At 42.4% G+C, this 16,422-nt stretch carries 18 protein-coding genes; 14 read left to right on the forward strand and 4 right to left on the reverse strand.

The genetic code is table 11. The features are described from left to right. From ABD744_RS06300 to ABD744_RS06335, 8 genes are all read left to right on the forward strand, one after another. Nucleotides 1-3,016: RHS repeat-associated core domain-containing protein (locus ABD744_RS06300; RefSeq protein ID WP_344796567.1), on the forward strand; the 3,016-nt coding region annotated here is incomplete at its 5' end. Between the two features lie 78 nt (nucleotides 3,017-3,094). Further along, nucleotides 3,095-3,466, forward strand: a complete 372-nt coding sequence (locus ABD744_RS06305; protein WP_344796569.1) for a tetratricopeptide repeat protein — start codon at nucleotides 3,095-3,097, stop codon at nucleotides 3,464-3,466. 409 nt (nucleotides 3,467-3,875) lie between these two features. Next, nucleotides 3,876-4,319, forward strand: a complete 444-nt coding sequence (locus ABD744_RS06310) for a hypothetical protein (protein WP_344796571.1) — start codon at nucleotides 3,876-3,878, stop codon at nucleotides 4,317-4,319. Between the two features lie 31 nt (nucleotides 4,320-4,350). Beyond that, nucleotides 4,351-4,776, forward strand: a complete 426-nt coding sequence (locus ABD744_RS06315) for a hypothetical protein (RefSeq protein ID WP_344796573.1) — start codon at nucleotides 4,351-4,353, stop codon at nucleotides 4,774-4,776. A 131-nt stretch (nucleotides 4,777-4,907) separates the two neighbouring features. Next, nucleotides 4,908-6,143: an RHS repeat-associated core domain-containing protein gene (locus ABD744_RS06320; RefSeq protein WP_344796575.1), complete on the forward strand. Its 1,236-nt coding sequence runs from the start codon at nucleotides 4,908-4,910 to the stop codon at nucleotides 6,141-6,143. A 14-nt stretch (nucleotides 6,144-6,157) separates the two neighbouring features. Continuing rightward, nucleotides 6,158-6,739 (forward strand): hypothetical protein, encoded by a 582-nt coding sequence (locus ABD744_RS06325; RefSeq protein WP_344796577.1) that lies wholly within the window; start codon nucleotides 6,158-6,160, stop codon nucleotides 6,737-6,739. A gap of 48 nt (nucleotides 6,740-6,787) precedes the next feature. Then, complete coding sequence (locus ABD744_RS06330) at nucleotides 6,788-7,090, forward strand: hypothetical protein (RefSeq protein WP_344796579.1); 303 nt, start codon at nucleotides 6,788-6,790, stop codon at nucleotides 7,088-7,090. A gap of 18 nt (nucleotides 7,091-7,108) precedes the next feature. Beyond that, a complete protein-coding gene (locus ABD744_RS06335; RefSeq protein ID WP_344796581.1) occupies nucleotides 7,109-7,384 on the forward strand; it encodes a hypothetical protein in 276 nt (91 codons plus the stop codon). A 56-nt stretch (nucleotides 7,385-7,440) separates the two neighbouring features. Here the strand turns inward: ABD744_RS06335 and ABD744_RS06340 are convergent, their stop codons facing one another. Beyond that, the gene (locus ABD744_RS06340; RefSeq protein WP_344796583.1) at nucleotides 7,441-8,091 is read right to left on the reverse strand and encodes a class I SAM-dependent methyltransferase; all 651 of its coding nucleotides are present in this window, start codon (nucleotides 8,089-8,091) and stop codon (nucleotides 7,441-7,443) included. Nucleotides 8,092-8,221: 130 nt separating this feature from the next. Here ABD744_RS06340 and ABD744_RS06345 point away from each other — a divergent pair, with 130 nt between their 5' ends. Beyond that, on the forward strand, nucleotides 8,222-9,088 hold the full coding sequence (locus tag ABD744_RS06345; RefSeq protein WP_344796585.1) for an aldose 1-epimerase family protein: 867 nt from the start codon (nucleotides 8,222-8,224) through the stop codon (nucleotides 9,086-9,088). A 7-nt stretch (nucleotides 9,089-9,095) separates the two neighbouring features. Here ABD744_RS06345 and ABD744_RS06350 read toward each other — a convergent pair whose 3' ends face one another. Continuing rightward, nucleotides 9,096-9,578 carry a winged helix-turn-helix transcriptional regulator gene (locus ABD744_RS06350; RefSeq protein ID WP_344796587.1) on the reverse strand — a complete coding sequence of 161 codons (483 nt, stop codon included), beginning with the start codon at nucleotides 9,576-9,578 and terminating at the stop codon, nucleotides 9,096-9,098. Between the two features lie 182 nt (nucleotides 9,579-9,760). Here ABD744_RS06350 and ABD744_RS06355 point away from each other — a divergent pair, with 182 nt between their 5' ends. After that, the gene (locus ABD744_RS06355) at nucleotides 9,761-12,121 is read left to right on the forward strand and encodes a molybdopterin-dependent oxidoreductase (RefSeq protein WP_344796589.1); all 2,361 of its coding nucleotides are present in this window, start codon (nucleotides 9,761-9,763) and stop codon (nucleotides 12,119-12,121) included. Nucleotides 12,122-12,147: 26 nt separating this feature from the next. On the opposite strand, the gene ABD744_RS06360 is transcribed toward ABD744_RS06355, so the two are convergent. Both ABD744_RS06360 and ABD744_RS06365 read right to left on the reverse strand, forming a co-directional pair. Further along, nucleotides 12,148-12,696 carry a substrate binding domain-containing protein gene (locus ABD744_RS06360; RefSeq protein ID WP_344796591.1) on the reverse strand — a complete coding sequence of 183 codons (549 nt, stop codon included), beginning with the start codon at nucleotides 12,694-12,696 and terminating at the stop codon, nucleotides 12,148-12,150. Nucleotides 12,697-12,731: 35 nt separating this feature from the next. Beyond that, on the reverse strand, nucleotides 12,732-13,016 hold the full coding sequence (locus ABD744_RS06365; RefSeq protein WP_344796593.1) for a LysR family transcriptional regulator: 285 nt from the start codon (nucleotides 13,014-13,016) through the stop codon (nucleotides 12,732-12,734). 93 nt (nucleotides 13,017-13,109) lie between these two features. Here ABD744_RS06365 and ABD744_RS06370 point away from each other — a divergent pair, with 93 nt between their 5' ends. From ABD744_RS06370 to ABD744_RS06385, 4 genes are all read left to right on the forward strand, one after another. Continuing rightward, entirely contained in the window at nucleotides 13,110-13,721 is a 612-nt protein-coding gene (locus ABD744_RS06370) for a LysE family translocator (protein WP_344796595.1), read from the forward strand. A 46-nt stretch (nucleotides 13,722-13,767) separates the two neighbouring features. After that, a complete protein-coding gene (locus ABD744_RS06375; RefSeq protein WP_344796597.1) occupies nucleotides 13,768-14,247 on the forward strand; it encodes a hypothetical protein in 480 nt (159 codons plus the stop codon). 121 nt (nucleotides 14,248-14,368) lie between these two features. Continuing rightward, entirely contained in the window at nucleotides 14,369-15,718 is a 1,350-nt protein-coding gene (locus tag ABD744_RS06380) for a MipA/OmpV family protein (RefSeq protein WP_344796599.1), read from the forward strand. Nucleotides 15,719-15,952: 234 nt separating this feature from the next. Further along, nucleotides 15,953-16,411: a YHS domain-containing (seleno)protein gene (locus ABD744_RS06385; RefSeq protein ID WP_344796601.1), complete on the forward strand. Its 459-nt coding sequence runs from the start codon at nucleotides 15,953-15,955 to the stop codon at nucleotides 16,409-16,411. Nucleotides 16,412-16,422: the final 11 nt, after the last annotated feature.

The raw sequence follows: 16,422 nt of genomic DNA on the forward strand, positions 1-16,422 counted from the left end.
TACCCATAATGATTTGATCGCGGGCACTAACGCGCAACAGCAAACCGAACGTTATCATTATCAAGGGCACTTATTCACCCAACGTGTTCGCGCCAGTGGCTTTAGCCATTATTTTGAATGGGAAGGCGAAGGCCCTGCGGCGCGCTGTGTTCATAACTGGGGCGATGACGGTCGATACGATTACCACTTTGAGTATGTGGATGATGAACGTTTAGCCATCAGTACGGATGGCCGTGGACAGGTCTGGAAATTTTGGCACGACGAAGAAGGCAGACTGATCTCAAAACAATCGCCATCCGGTCATCAATGGCAGTATGAGTTTGACCAACACGGTCAAAAGGTGGCCGAACGATCGCCAAACGGTGGCACCACTCAATTTACCTACAATGAGCGTGGCCAGTTAGTTTCGGTTCAGTCGCCCGATGGCGCGATCACTCAGTATCAATACAATGGCTTGGGGCAACGCATTGTTACTATTGATGCTGAAGGCGGTGTTTGGCAACAAGAATATTCCGTGGTAGGTCATCTGAAAAAGACAACTCTGCCCAATGGAGCCCAAACTCAATTCCGCTACAACGAACAAAGCCAACTGGTTGAAATAGAAAGGCCAGATGGCGCGTTGGTTAAATACCGATGGAATGAGCAAGGTCAACTGCTTGCCCGAGCAATGGGCGAGCAGCTCTTTCGTTACAGCTACGATGAACTCGGCCGTTTAAATGGCGTGCTCGACGGCAGTGGGGTTGTCACACAATACACTCGAGATGACAAAGGCCAGTTAATCAGTATTAAGGCCTATGAGGAAAGCGACCCTGGCAATGCTCAAGAACAGCGCTTTCAGTACGACGATTCAGGGCGCTTAATTCAAAATACCGATGCCCAAGGACGAACCCATCAATATCAGTTTGAAGGCCTAAGCCAACCGACTAAGCAAATTCGGCCTGATGGCAGCTGGCTTCATTATCAGTACGATAACGAACGTAACCTCACCGGCATCCAGCGCAGTGATGGCAATGAATACCTCATTGAATACGATGGCGAAGAACTGCCAACGAAGCTAACCGGCTTTGATGGCCGACAACAGAGCTTAAAATACGACGGCGAAGGCCGTTTGATTGAATCGGACGATTGCGGTGAAAAAGCGGTTCGTTTGAAACGCGATTTACAGGGCCGAGTCACAGAACAACTCGGACGCAGCCATAAAACCCAGGAAACGCAAAGCAACTATTTTCAATACGATAAATTAGGTCGCGTAACCTTTGCCAACAACGCAGACCGTAAACTGCGTTTTCAATACGACGCGAACGGTCAACTGCTCGAACACTGGCAGGATCAATGGAAGACAGAACACCAATACGATCAAGCCGGGCGTCGTACCCAAACGCTTCTGCCTGATGGTCAAACCGTTCAATTTCATTACGACAAACACGGTCGCTTAAATCAGCTAGGCCTGAATGATCAACCTCTGACCTTAAGAAAGTTCGACCAACAAGATCGTGAAATTGAACGGGAATGCAGCAATGGCGTACTGCTGAAACAATCGTTCGATGCTTTCGGTAAAATTACTCAACAGCAATGGCACAACCTTCAAAATGCGTCAGCGGATCAAAACGAAAAAGAAGGCCAAAACCAAGCACAACTACGCTCTTATCAATACGAAAAAACTCAATTAGTCGCTATTGAAGACAACCAGCTTGGCAAAAAAGCTTACGTTTATGATGAACTGGATCAGCTGATCTCGGTCCAGAATACCAAAAATGAATCACACACTTCTGAAAGCTTTGAATGGGACAGCTTTGGGAATCCTGCGGGGGACGGCGTAGTCGTAGAAAACGACCGCTTGATTAAGAATAACGGCTCAAGTTATCGATATGACGCGTGCGGAAATCAGATTCAGGTGGATGCTGGAAAAGCAGACAATGAAGCTCCGAAACATCAAACCCGAGAGTTTGATGGCTTCAATCAACTTCGCCGATTAAGAAACAACGGCAAAGTTAATCATTATCAATACGACGCCCTAGGCCGAAGAAGCGCCAAACTCACAGAGCAAGGTAAAACCGATTACCTGTGGGACGGTGATCAACTGATTGGTGAACATCATCAAGGTAAATTCCGTTGGTACATTTACCAGCCAAATACGTTTTTACCCATTGCGCTGGTTGAAGAAGGCCAAGTATACCACTACCACCTAGATCACCTTGGCACCCCAATCCAACTGACGGACAACCAAGGCCAAACGGCCTGGCAAGCAGATTACACTGCATTCGGTGAAGCACAAGTAATCATCGAACAGGTCAACAACCCGATTCGTTTTCAGGGCCAATACTTTGATCAGGAAAGTAGCCTTCATTATAACCGGTTCCGGTATTATGACCCTGAAATAGGCAGATTCATTCACCAAGACCCGATTGGGTTAGTGGGTGGGATTAATCATTATCAGTACGCGCCGAACCCTGTGCAGTGGGTTGACCCGTTTGGGCTTAAATGTAAAGAGCAACCGCCGCAAGCAGCAAATAACTTATCAGAAACTACAATTCCTGAAAATTATGATCCAGTATCTGATACATTTAAGGGTGTTGATATCAATTTATTCTCGACCGATGAGGCAATTCACTACTCAGCAAAGAATGTGGATAATAAAGACGATATTTTTATAGTGGGAGGGCATGGCAGCCCAGATAGAATGGTTGATCAGAATAGAGAGCTTGTAACCCCAGTGGCACTTGCGAGAATGATTAAGAACCACCCCAAATACCAAGAAGGAATGCAAGTTTATCTTTTATCTTGTAGTACAGGGCAAGGGAGTAATAGTTTTGCAGAACAGCTAACAAAAGAGATGGGTGGTCCAGTTACTGCACCTACCACACTTGCTTGGTACTGGAGTGATGGAACAGTAAGGCCGTTTGAAGCAAAAGCTAAGCTAGATGAAAATGGAAGAGTCGTGAAGGATGGTAATGGTAATCCAGTTAAAGAGCCTGATTACTCTAAACCAGGCACTTACCGAACTTTTGATATTTAGAGTTAATTCATGAAGTTTATTTTTTCTTGTCTCTTAATTTTACTGCTTTCAACTTCCTCTTTATCAGGAGAACCTAATATGTCATACGATCCGAATGATCTTTTTGGGGGAAGTATTCCTCTAAACGAAGACCCTAATTCAACGGTTAATACTTTTAGTTTAGGTGAAAAAGAATTAAATATTTTAATTGCTCAGGGTAATAAAGGTGATAAATCCGCAGCTTTTAAATTATATCAATTCTACGAGTTTTCGGAATACGATAGAGGCAAAGCAGATCATTGGCTTCTAACAGCCGCAAATTTAGATCACATTAAAGCACAATACAACCTTTCAGTCGGCTTTTTTCAAGATGGGAAATATGCTGAAGCACTTTATTGGTGTAAGAAAGCTATTGAAAATGGTCACATTAAAGCTAAAGAGCTACTTGAAGATATCGAAGGTGAACGCTGATAATTGCTGCTCACAACACCTTAATTAGAAAAAACTATATGTTAAAACACGTGGCGAATTTAAATGTATTAATTCAGATTGGAATTCGCGAAGAAGGTGTTTGTCAGGTCAGATTCAGTTCATGCACGAATTCAACCCACAAGGTCAAGCAGCCAAATGCTCAAGCAGCAATGATTTACTAGGACTCTCTTATTAGAAATGGAGAGTATGCCTTATCAAGGGCCGATTATGATGCAGAGAAATTGGATACTCCGGATTATTGCTCAGAGAATAAGAGTTGTTTAACTCATGTATTTGATATTTTAAATGCAGGTGATAAAGGTGCACCTACTTCTTAACCTGCAAATTTAACCACCGGAAGGTATATTCGTAGTTTAAGAAAAGAGACAAAAGTGTTAGATGAGGGGCTTTGATAAATAAAATTATTTCTAAAAAATCTTTTGTATGTGATGAGCATAACTGTTCTACAACGGCTCCTGTCTGTTGTCATATCGAAGAAAGTATAAAGCACGGAGTACCCATTAAGATTGTCCCGGTTATATATGAGAGATACTTAGTTGATATTTATTATGAAAAACACTGGATCTGTTTAGCTTGTGCTAATAAATGCGGTGCTCCAATCGCAGGTTGCTTGCTTTTTGATCCAATAATCAGAAGTTTTATGAAGCTAGCTGAATTAGAAAAGGATATGTATCTAGAAGAAGTCTATGAACTTATAGATCCTTATTTAGATATTAAAAAAGAGCTTAAGGCTATATGTAGTGAATGCTTCAAAGAAAATTATTTTTATGATATTGAAATAGTTAGAAAAAATCACCAGTTAAATGAAACAGAGATGAGTGTTAAGAAGTAATGTCCGAATTCAGATAATAAGTTCAATACTCATGGTAGATGATGGTTTTTATACTTCGTTCAGTGAAAAAATGAAGCTCGATGAAATTGATATAGAAAATTTAAAGTGGATTCTTGAAAAAGAAAGTAGCACATTGTCGTGCAAATATTGCGTTAAACAAAACCTCTTGTCATGGTCAAACATAACAGGAGAAACTCAACGTAATATTAATGTAATCGCCGAGTTTGATAAAGCAGAAGAGTATATTAAAAAAAATGGTTATACGGAGTACCATCCAGAAGGAACAAATTATTGGAGTTCAGATGCCCCTGTTGCAGTCCAATTCTATCCATATCATGAAAGTAAGATAAATGTTTGTTCAAAATGCGGGGCCGTATTTTTGACATACACTGAATACTCAGGGCATGGGCCTCAACATAGAATTAGGTATATTAAGAAAAATTTAATTGTTTCATAGATAAATACAGACTCTATCAGCCCTCTGACTATTTATTTTTTATGAAATGATGGAAGAGTACCTGTGAACACATAGAATGGGACAGCTTTGGGAATCCTGCGGGGGACGGCGTAGTCGTAGAAAACGACCGTTTGATCAAGAAAAACGGTGCCAGTTACCGGTATGACCCATGCGGAAACCAGATACAGGTTGATGCTGGTAAAGCAGATAATGAAGCTCCGAAACATCAAACCCGAGAGTTTGATGGCTTCAATCAACTTCGCCGATTAAGAAACAACGGCAAAGTTAATCATTATCAATACGACGCCCTAGGCCGAAGAAGCGCCAAACTCACAGAGCAAGGTAAAACCGATTACCTGTGGGACGGTGATCAACTCATTGGTGAACATCATCAAGGTAAATTCCGTTGGTACATTTACCAGCCAAATACGTTTTTACCCATTGCGCTGGTTGAAGAAGGCCAAGTATACCACTACCACCTGGATCACCTTGGCACCCCAATCCAACTGACGGACAACCAAGGCCAAACTGCCTGGCAAGCAGATTATAGTGCATTCGGTGAAGCACAAGTCACTATCGAACAGATCAACAACCCGATCCGTTTTCAGGGCCAGTATTACGACGATGAGAGCGGTCTTCACTATAATCGATTCCGGTATTACGATCCGGCAATAGGCCGATTCATCCACCAAGACCCGATTGGGTTAGTGGGTGGGATTAATCATTATCAGTACGCGCCGAATCCGGTGCAGTGGGTAGATCCGTTTGGGTTGAGTTGTAAGGAATTACCTATAGAAACGCTTGATAAGGAGAACCTCCTTGGTAAGGGCGCATTTAAAGAGGCTTATACAATTAATGATGATCAGGTATTTTTGATTCCAAGAAAGGATGCTCCTCATGGGCAGCCTCACTCTTTTGAAGACTTAAAACAGGAAGCGTTCTTACTGGAATATATCAGCAGTTTTGGGATTCCAACATTAAAAATATTTGGTACTGGTATTGTGACCTTGCCTGATGGCGAGAAAGTAAAGGGTTTAATAGCGGAAAAGAAGCTCTTTAATGGTAAGGATATATTAGCCATTAGAAAAGGAAAGAAGGCTGACGTAAGCATAGAAGATGTTAATCAAGCGGTCACTCAAGATACCCTAGATGAACTTAATAAAATGGATCGCATAATTAAAAAAGAGAACTTAGTTATCAAAGACCTTCAAATCCTATATGGAGAAGATGGTAAGCCTGTTGTAGCTGATCCCCTAGATGCTTATGCGGGTGAATATGCGGAAGAAAGAGATGTTAAAATAACTAAAGATAGACTGAGAACCAATAGAGAAATGGTTGAAGGTATAATAAATAAAAATTCTACTTGATATAGAAGGCTTTTATGTGTGAAGAGATCAGGAACGGTCTTACAGAGAATGAAAATATTATAAGGTCTCTAAAGAATAATATTGTTGTAAATGTTCAACGAGTATATTTCAAGAGCTCATTAAAGGAGTGGTTGGAAGATAAAAAACAGAACTTAAGTACTTATTTTAATCTAGAATGTAATTCTATCTTAGTCACCTTAAGTAATGCTGATATTATTGGTTTTGCTGATGATGATGTAAAAGATTCAATCGTGACATGGTTTGACACTCAAAATGGTATTGAAGACGATACTCAGTATTATGATCGTGAATGGTCAACTTTGTTAGATTATGATGATCCTGTCTACTCAAATAAAGATACCTGGGCTGTTCTCATTGGAGAGAAGGTCACTCGAATTAGGGTTTTGTCTATCGACTTAGGAGGAATTAAACGGTTTGATGATTCTTTTCAAAGAGCAATCATATTAGAAACAGAGAAAGGTGGTTTAGTATTGTCCTATGGATTAAAAGAAATCGAAGGTAGCTATTTCCCCATATCAAAACTAGAAGATTTCCCCCAAGAGTTAATGGATAAAGCGGAGATTATAGAACTTTAGACAGAGGCTTAGTATTATTTATAATAACCCTATTTAGAGATGATTTTTGTGGTATATGCTGAGTTATTAAAAGAATCTATTCATGAGGTCAAGTCTTTAATTTCCGGTCATGATCAGGTTGGCTATTTTCAAAAGCTTTGGGGTGGTGATTATTTTCATAATGTGGAGTCTTCGTGGAGCAAACACATTGAGAGCTTTAAACATAACATCATGGTTGATACTGACTGGAAAGAGCTAATTCTTGTTATTACATTCGACTATTATTTGGGCCCATGTGTCGGATTACCTGAAAAAGTTAAGCTAGATTTTTATAACTGGCTGATAGCTGAAATTAAAAAACAGTGTGCTTAATCTATCAGGAGCTAAGCGTTGAGCACTTTGCCTATCGACCATGAAAAGTTGGAAGAATATCGGACGTTAACGACGGTGTCAGGGGTGTACCTTGAGGTTTGGGCTCAGGTCTTGAAAGATAAAAGAATGAGAGATTCTTTGGCAGATTGCTTGGTACGCTTTTCTGAAAATGATACCGAATTCCTGATTGATATAATTCGTCCTCGACCAACAAAAATTCTTGGTGGAGGAGATGGGCGCATTAAGGTTGATAAGAAAACCCGAGAAATCATTTTATTTACTTATGCCCGGTGAACTTCTGTTTTAAAAAAGGGCCATCCGTGGCCAACACTATGGTATAACTGATGTGGTTAAGCTTCGGTTTTTTCTATGGCTTTCTCCTCTTCATTAAATAATACGGGTGTTGCTTTCACTTCCATTTTTCTCTCCCAGGTGAATACAAACGCAGGGAGGAAGTTGATCAGAACAAGTTTGGTTTGAACCAGCGGGCCAAAAATTTCCTGCGCTAACCACCGAAACTGTTCTGCCTTAGCAAATTTGTACGAATGGAGGTATTGGAAGGTAATAAATTTAGTATTTTGGTGGCTGAGTTCTGCAATGGCCTCCAAAAAATGTTTTGTGGCTTGATCATCTTGGGTGTTGATTGGTCTGCCTGAGAATACATAATCCACTTTCTCCCAGTTTTTGTTGGTGATCAGTTGAGCGTAATCATCCGCTTTGCCTGTCTCAAACGTTGCAAAAGGCATGGTTTCTTTTAACAGGTCAGTAAAACCAGCGTCCTGTTCTATTCCAAAATACTGTTCTTGTGAGGCCACTTTAGTCAGTAGCTGTCGAGATACGTTGCCTGTGCTTGGGTTGATTTCAAGTACTTTGTCTGTTCGGTTCAGTTCTACATTTTCTACCATTTTGCTTGCGAGGTTGTTGGATGCAGGAAAGGCGGTGCCGATAGATTTTGGATCATCCAATACGGATTTGATAAAAATGCTGTATTCGCCTGTCATTTGTTGTCTCCTGTTTAATGTATGGAGTCAGTTTACAAAAGACTTAATAAACGCAAGATGGAGGGAGCATTAAATAAAGTTAATGGAACTGTCTCATGTTAGGATGCAGAAAAAACAGGGAGGTTAGGACATGGTTTGCCATCTGAAAAATGAAGTATTGAATGTGATTATCAAGCCTGAAGGGGCTGAGTTAACCAGCATTAAAGACAAAGCAGGGCATGAGTATTTGTGGCAGGCCGATCCGAGTGTATGGAGTCGTCATGCGCCAGTGCTGTTCCCGATTGTCGGTGCGCTTAAAAACGGTTCATATTGTTATGAAGGTACGGAGTATTCATTAAGTCAGCATGGTTTTGCCAGGGACAGTTTATTTACGGTCATCCGGGCGTCAGACCTGGAGGCGGAGTTCCAGTTAAAAAGTGATGCCCGGACCTTAACGAATTATCCATTTGAATTTGATTTTCGGGTGATCTACCGGCTCGAAGGGAGTCAGCTGATGACTCGATTTGAGGTTTATAATTTAGGTGATCGGGACATGTTGTTTTCAGTAGGCGGTCATCCAGCATTTAATTTGAATTGGCTAACAGGTGACTCCATCGATGATTATTATCTGGAGTTTGATCAGTCGGAGACGCTTAATGTTTGGCAACTTGAAGATTCGTTGTTGGCAGAAAATCCGAAACCGTTTTTAGACCAAGAAAGAATCATTCAGTTAAGTTCGTCTACCTTTGATCACGATGCATTAATTTTTCTGGAACATAACTCCGGCATTGTTTCCTTGTGTCATAAACGGACTTCCCGGCGTATATCGGTGAATATCTCTGGTTTTCCTCATTTAGGTATATGGTCTAAACCGGGTGCGCCTTATGTTTGTATTGAACCCTGGCAGGGGCATGTAGACCCTACCGACCACAGTGGCCAATTTGAGGATAAGCCAGGAATCGTGCGGTTGTGTAAAGGGGGTCACTATAGCGCGGAGTTTTCAGTTACTATTACCTAAATATCACCTATTTAGCTTTTTCTATATTGTCGGCGTAGGCTCTTAATCCTGGGCCTACTTGTGGAATGACTTCCTTCGGGTTGATCTCTTCACCACACTCAGAGCAGCATGCCTGAATGGTCATTTTATGCTGACACTTGGTGTGCATATATTCTATGGGTGGCCCATCGCCGTTATCCATCCAGGTATCTCCCCATTTGGCCAGAGACATCAAAACGGGATACAGCTCAACCCCTTTGCTTGTGAGCTTATATTCGTAGCGAAGCGGCTTTTCCTGATACGGAACTTTTCTCAGAACGCCATGTTCAACCAGTTTGGTTAATCGATCGGCCAAACGATGACGGGATAAACCGATGCTTTTTTGAAATTTATCAAAACGTTTTATGCCGATAAAACAATCACGAAGAATTAAGAGTGTCCAGCGATCACCAAAAATGGAAAGGGCTCTTGCTACAGAGCATGGTAGTTCTTGAATTTCATCCCACTTCATACAGTCAGTTGTCTCTTTGTTTATCTGTGATTGTGATGTCATCAGTATAGCTTTACAAATTCCATTATGGAACTTACTATCAAGTGAGTTACAAAATGGAACTTATATTTGGCTGTGATTTGAACAAAAGAAAAATATAAAAATGAGATCGCTTGTAAGTGGATTCTGGAGGAGAGATGGACATGACTGGTATTCAACACAAAGATATTCAAAATAAAGACATTCCAAATAAAGACAGTCTCAGGACTAAGGCGGATGAGGGGGCGTGGAAGTCAACAGCTTGTATGTTGTGCAGTATCGGTTGCTCTATCGAGGTTCAGGTAGAAGGACAGACGTTAAAGAAAATTCGTGGTGATAAGGCGTCAGGCTCCTCCGAAGGATACATTTGCCAAAAAGCGGCTCGTTTGGATCACTATCAAAACCATACCGAACGCCTCACTAAACCGCTCCGTAAGAATGCGGAAGGACGTTTTGATGAAGTTGAATGGGATGAGGTGATCCCTGAAATTGCGCAGAAGCTACGAGCTATTAGAGATCAGCACGGTGGGCATGCCTTTGCCTACTATGGTGGTGGCGGTCAGGGTAACCATTTAGGTGGGACTTACAGCTCTTCTTTAAATGCGGCTTTGGGAACACCTTACGTTTACAGTGCGCTTGCCCAAGAAAAGACGGGTGATTTCTGGATTAATGGAAAACTGTTTGGGCGACAAAATTGTTACGCTGCGGAAGGCATGGAGCACGCCGACTATACCATTGTCCTAGGTGCGAACCCTTGGGCTGCTCACGGTGTGCCCAAAACACGAGACGTGCTTAAAGACTATAAGAAAAACCCAAATCGAACTATGGTGGTGATTGATCCCCGACTCAGTGAAACCGCTAAAATGGCGGATATTCATTTGGCGGTAAAGCCTGGACGGGATGCTTTTTTGTTGTCTGCAATCATAGCCATTATTTTGCAGGAAGGCTTGGAAAATACGGACTTCATTGCAAAGCATACAACAGGTTTTGAACAGGTAAGACAGCAGTTTCTGAATATTCCTCTTGAGCGATACGCAGAGCTTTCGGGAGTGGGTCCAGACCAGATTAAAGAAGTGGCCATTGGGTTTGCACAAGCGAACACAGCCACAGTTCAGGCCGACTTGGGGATACAGCAGAGTCTTCACAGTACGTTAAATTCCTACCTGGAGAAATTGCTGTTCTTAATCACGGGGAATTTCAATAAAAAAGGCGGCAACCATTTGGTGTCTCAGTTTGCCCCGATCATTGGTCATTCAAAAGAACCTGAAGAGGGCGGTGTTGTGACCAGAGTGACGGGAATGAAAGGCATCAGTAAACTTTTCCCGCCAAACGTGTTGCCTCAGGAAATCAGCACAGATCACCCTGATCGAATTCGGGCATTGATTGTGGACAGTGCCAACCCGGTAATGTCTGGTGCGGATACTCGGGCCTATAAACAGGCGTTTGAAGATTTGGAAGTGTCGGTTGTGATTGATGTGGCACTGACCGAAACTGCCCGGGCTGCCGATTATGTCTTGCCTGCGTCCAGCCAGTTCGAGAAAACGGAATGTGCGTTTTTTACCTTCGGATTCCCAACGTCTTATTTCCATTTGAGAAAACCTGTTGTGAGGCCTCAAGGTGATACTTTGCCAGAGGCTGAAATCTACCGACGCTTGGTGGTTGCGTTGGGTGAAATTCCGGATGAATTTCCTAAATTGGAGCGTATTGCCAAGCTGGATCGCAAATTTCAGTTTGGACGGCTATTTCCTGCTGCGTTGGCGGCAACTTTGAAAGTGAATCCAGAATGGATGCCTTACCTTCCCGTTATTTTATACGCGACGTTAGGAAAGGCTTTGCCGCAAGATTTGTCATCGGCAGCAACTCTCTGGGGAGTTTGTCAGTTTTATGCGGGTCGATTCAGTGATCAAGTCGCCGCAACAGGGGTAGAAGGGAAAGGGTATACATTAGGCAATAATTTATTTAATAAAATACTGGCATCGGATAAGCCCGTTCCTCTGGCAACGTTTGACTATCAAGATACTTGGAAGATGATGAAAACCAAGGATAAGAAAGTCCATCTTTATATTTCAGAAATGGATGATGCTTTGGATCAGCTCAAGCAAGAAGCTCAAGAATTAGCAGAGGAGTCCAATAATGAGGCGTATCCGTTTATTTTAATGGCGGGTGAGCGTCGCTCCTATAATGCAAACCAGATATTCAGAACACCTGACTGGCGAAAAACCGATAAAGATGGAGGCATGAGAATTCACCCCAAAGATTTGGTGTTGTTAGGTCTGGATGATGGTCAGCAAGCAATTTGTCGTTCTGAAACCGGTAAGGTTGAAGTCTCACTTATGAGTGATGACAGTGTCCAGCGGGGGATGGTGACTTTGCCACATGGCTACGGCATGTTGTACACGGATGCGTCTGGCGAACTCAAGCAAAATGGCCCGGCCATTAATGAACTCACCTCCATGAACCATTGTGACCCGATTGCCAAAACGCCTTATCATAAGCATGTGAATGTTGCGATTGAGTCTGTGTGAGTTCTGAATTGGGAGCCAAACGGTTTTTAATTTAAAAAGTTTATCAGTCGTTTGGCGTTACTTGAATCAGATATATTCTGTGGCCAAACGGCATAAACTGGAATCGGTTCTACTTGCCAGTCGGGCAGCAGTTCCACCAAAGTCCGGTCTTTTATGTAGTGTTCGACCAGATAATCCGGCGGAGTTGCTAAGCCTAAGCCCGCCACACAAAATTGGCACATGGCTTCTACATTGTCGACGCAAAGTTTGCCCAACGTTTTAAGGGTTTGCTTTTCACCTGATACATGAGTAATGGTCCGTTTGCGAGAGAGTTGGTTCAGCTGAACCCAGCTGAACTTTTTAAGTTCGTCCGGGCTTTTGGGGTAAGCAATCGCGTCAAAGAGGGAGGGGGCTGCAACTAACTTTCTGAATATTTGCGCTACTTTCTTTGCCTTCAGACTGCTGTCTTCCATTGCTCCAACTCGCAGAGCCAAGTCAAAACCTTCAGCGATTAAATCATCCCTTGAGTCAGAAAAGTGGATGCTTAGTTCAATATCGGGGTAGGCTTTGTGAAATTCTGCAATTTGTTGATTCACAGGGGCGCGTGCTAAAACCGCTGCTAAAGCGATTTTTAAGTGTCCTGAAGGTGTTTCTGTTTTCCTGAAACTTGCTCAATCCCTGTTTTGGCGGCTGAAACCATGAGCTGGGCTTGCTTATAAAGGCTTTCGCCCTCAGAGGTGAGTGTGAGTTTACGCGTTGATCGGTACAGCAGTGCTGTTCCTAAGCGTGCTTCTAATTGGGATATTTGATAACTGACGACCGATGGCGACAACCCCAAAGTCGTTGCCGCTGCTCGGAAAGATCCGTGCTTGGCGGTTTCGGCGAAAACAGCGATGGCTTTAAGATCATTAATCATAATTAAAGATTATAGAACAATGAAATTAAATAATGCTATCTAATTAACTAATAAAGCCTGGATTACACTGCTCAGAAACGAATGGGAAGAAGTATGAGCGTATATTTAGCGATGGGGTTGTTTGCTTTATCAATGTCGATTTCACCGGGGCCTGTGAATTTTATTACATTTTCGTCTGGTATGAATTCTGGTTTAAGGGCTTCAATGGGCTTCGTTTCTGGAGCGACGTTGGGGTTTACCGGGCTTTTAATGGTGGTCGGGTTTGGTTTGACGGCGGTTCCTTGGGAAAGCAGTGACTTATATTTAAGTATGAGTATTTTGGGGGCGAGCGTTATTGGTTACATTGGCTATCAAATTTTCTCTTCAAATAGTGATATAAACCCTTCAGGTCAAGGCGATACGGTAAGAGCCAGCAAACCTTCATTTTGGCAGGGCGTTCTTCTGCAATGGCTAAACCCTAAGGCTTGGGCTGCGTGTGTTGCAGGTGTGTCTGCATTTAATCTAAACAGCTCTGCGTCTCAGCTTATGGTGTTTATTCTGGTGTATTTCTTTGTATGTTATTGCTCAATTGCTGGTTGGGCATACGCTGGAAGTCGTGTCAGGGATTGGGTGAAAGCACCTCAAGCGCTCTCTGTTTTAAATATGTCGATGGGAATTTGTTTGATGGGCGTCTCGATTTACTTACTTTTAATGGCGTTTTTTTAAACAGCGAAGTACATTGTGTCTCATAGCTTGAGGGGATGACCAAACTATGAGATATGAAGGGTATTTAAAGGATCTAAATCGCATTCATACGTCAGAAATTTACGGCGCTGCTGTTTTCAGGGCCGCAGCGTCTGTGACTTTGAACAAAACCATGCGAGCTAAGTGGAAGCTGTTATACGAGCTTGAGGTTCAAACTCTTAAGCGGTTTCATGCTTACATGGTTGAGACCAACCAAAAAATTCTTTTTACTTGGGGGTGGTCATTACGAGGTCACGCCGAAGGCATTGTGCTCGGTCTTTTACCTTGGGAGATTGCGATGCGAATGCTGGCTGACGGCACAGAATCCTACCAACAAACCTTTGCGCGCCTGAAGAAACACAGCGTACCTGAAGATGAAGGTTTTTTTGATTACGTCTATGCTCATGAAAAAGCCATAGAGGCCTTTGCTTTGAAGGAATTATCCTTTGAAAAAGAGAGCACTTTAGTGTTGAATGCCCTCCTTAATAACGAGGGCGTTTCTGATTAAGTCCTTTTAACGCTTTTTTCATTATTTTATTGAGTTTTTAATGAACGTCTTTGGTAATTCAACCTCATATGCGGGCTTTATCTCGCTTTTGAGATGCATTTTTGTCCTGGTTTTTGGGTTGGTGTTTCATTTAACTGCGAAAGCAGATGATTTCCGTATTTTATCTTTGGATTTGCCTGAAAATGTCTGGGCGCTGGGGTTTGCACAAACCCTGAGAACGTCGGTGTATGAAGGTGAGTCAACGGATCAGGACCTACTGCCGGTATTCGCATACAAAGGAAAGCACGGTTATATATTAGGCCCGGAGGCTGGGCTGCACTTGTACAAAGACTCTGATTGGAGAGTCGACTTGTTTGCCGCTTATCGGTTTTCCGGCTTCGATAAAGATGAAAACTCTGCGCTTGAGGGCATGTCTGCGGATGACAGTCTCGATGGCGGTATTAAGTTTTTTTGGCAACGAGGAGACTTTGAAGCGATCGCCAGTTGGCGAATGGACGTCAGTGAAAGGCACGAAGGGGACGAAGCTCAATTTGAGTTTGGTTATTTATTTACTTCAGAAAGCTGGAAGTTGCGCCCGTGGATAGGGGCGAAATGGCAAAACTCCGATCTTGTAAATTATTATTTTGGGGTCAGTGAAAAAGAAGCAACGCCAGATCGAGAAGAAACGGTTCTGAGTGACCATTGGCAAGCCGGATTGGGTATTGATACCTCTTATCGCGTTGATAATAATTCGGTTTTTTCATTTTCGTTGTCTGAAATGCGTTTGGATACAGACATAGCTCACAGCTCAATCGTTGAAGAGCAATACATGTTCAAGGCCATTTTGAGTTACCAATATCAATTTGTTGAGGGTAGTGGTGGTAGCAGTGTTGATTTTTCAAATGATTTTTTTGAGGGCGACTGGTTTTATCGGGTTGCCGGAGGCTTGGCCACCGAAGAATCCTTTAACAAAATTATTCGGGGGCGTATAAATTTTGAAGAAAGAAATACAGGAATCACCAGTGTATTTGTAGGTAAAAAGCTGACGGATGAGTTCTTTTCTCTGCCCATCGAAATTTACCTAAAAGGCGGGCTGGTTCGACACTTTGAGCAAGGAACCCAACCGGATTTTTGGGAATACGTTACTGCTTTTAAAGGCTATTACAGCGGCTTTCCATGGTCTGATCGAATTGAGACCCGTTTAGGTTTTGCTGAGGGCGTTTCTTATGTGGAACGGATTCCAATCATTGAACTCGAAAATGTTGAAAGTAAGAACCCTTCTGCTTCGCATTTGTTGAATTACCTGGATTTCAGCATTGATGTAAATCTTGGGGATGTATTCAGCAAACCTTCGTGGAAATCTTGTTATGGTGGCTTTTCGATACACCATCGTTCGGGAATTTTTGCCAGTGCCGATGCGTTTGGTAATGTGGATGGCGGATCAAACTACAATACGCTTTATATCGAGTGTCAGTTCGAAAATAAACTTTGAATAAAATAAAAAATCAAGGTTATTTTCGTGTGAGCTACTCCCAAGTTGAACTTTTACTTGAAAATACTATCTATTGTTCCAGATGCGCATGAGATAACTCAGAAATAATACTGAGATTCAGAACGGCGCACTTGGCACACACTTATCATCTACAATGACAACATACGGTTAAATAACCCGACTTGATAACTGGTAGATGGTGTAACACATCATAGTTTTATATCGAGTATCAAAATGAATATTCAACGATTGCGTACCACATCTGTACTTTTATTCTTTGCGGCATTGATGTCGCTTTCCTCTCAGGCAATGGCAAAAGCGCCGATTTATACCTCCTTCTTCAGTGATCTTGCCGTTTCAGGCTACGATGCTGTTGCTTATTTTAATGAGAGTAAGGCGGTTGAAGGTTCTGAAAAGTTTGAACTTGAATATAAGGGTGCACAGTGGCGTTTTAAAAATGAAGCCAACTTAAACGCGTTCAAGGCGTCGCCAGAAAAGTACGCCCCTCAGTACGGTGGTTATTGCGCTTGGGCTGTAGCTAATAATGACACCGCAAAAGGCGACCCTCTGCAGTGGACGATCCATCAGGGTAAATTGTATTTAAATTATAATGCGGACATTCAAGCTAAATGGGAAAGTGACAAAGTTAACTTAATTGAGAAAGCGAATAAAAACTGGCCTGACGTGCTTTAAATTCATAATAA

Origin of the sequence: Litoribacillus peritrichatus (assembly GCF_039537985.1) — a bacterium.
Taxonomy (GTDB): domain Bacteria; phylum Pseudomonadota; class Gammaproteobacteria; order Pseudomonadales; family Litoribrevibacteraceae; genus Litoribacillus; species Litoribacillus peritrichatus.

Bases quoted from the DNA above. Each gene is read 5' to 3' on its own strand.
- ABD744_RS06305 (WP_344796569.1), top strand. From the start codon at position 3,095: ATGTCATACGATCCGAATGATCTTTTTGGGGGAAGTATTCCTCTAAAC.
- ABD744_RS06315 (WP_344796573.1), top strand. From the start codon at position 4,351: ATGGTAGATGATGGTTTTTATACTTCGTTCAGTGAAAAAATGAAGCTC.
- ABD744_RS06325 (WP_344796577.1), top strand. From the start codon at position 6,158: ATGTGTGAAGAGATCAGGAACGGTCTTACAGAGAATGAAAATATTATA.
- ABD744_RS06340 (WP_344796583.1), bottom strand. From the start codon at position 8,091: ATGACAGGCGAATACAGCATTTTTATCAAATCCGTATTGGATGATCCA.
- ABD744_RS06345 (WP_344796585.1), top strand. From the start codon at position 8,222: ATGGTTTGCCATCTGAAAAATGAAGTATTGAATGTGATTATCAAGCCT.
- ABD744_RS06350 (WP_344796587.1), bottom strand. From the start codon at position 9,578: ATGAAGTGGGATGAAATTCAAGAACTACCATGCTCTGTAGCAAGAGCC.
- ABD744_RS06355 (WP_344796589.1), top strand. From the start codon at position 9,761: ATGACTGGTATTCAACACAAAGATATTCAAAATAAAGACATTCCAAAT.
- ABD744_RS06365 (WP_344796593.1), bottom strand. From the start codon at position 13,016: ATGATTAATGATCTTAAAGCCATCGCTGTTTTCGCCGAAACCGCCAAG.
- ABD744_RS06370 (WP_344796595.1), top strand. From the start codon at position 13,110: ATGAGCGTATATTTAGCGATGGGGTTGTTTGCTTTATCAATGTCGATT.
- ABD744_RS06375 (WP_344796597.1), top strand. From the start codon at position 13,768: ATGAGATATGAAGGGTATTTAAAGGATCTAAATCGCATTCATACGTCA.
- ABD744_RS06385 (WP_344796601.1), top strand. From the start codon at position 15,953: ATGAATATTCAACGATTGCGTACCACATCTGTACTTTTATTCTTTGCG.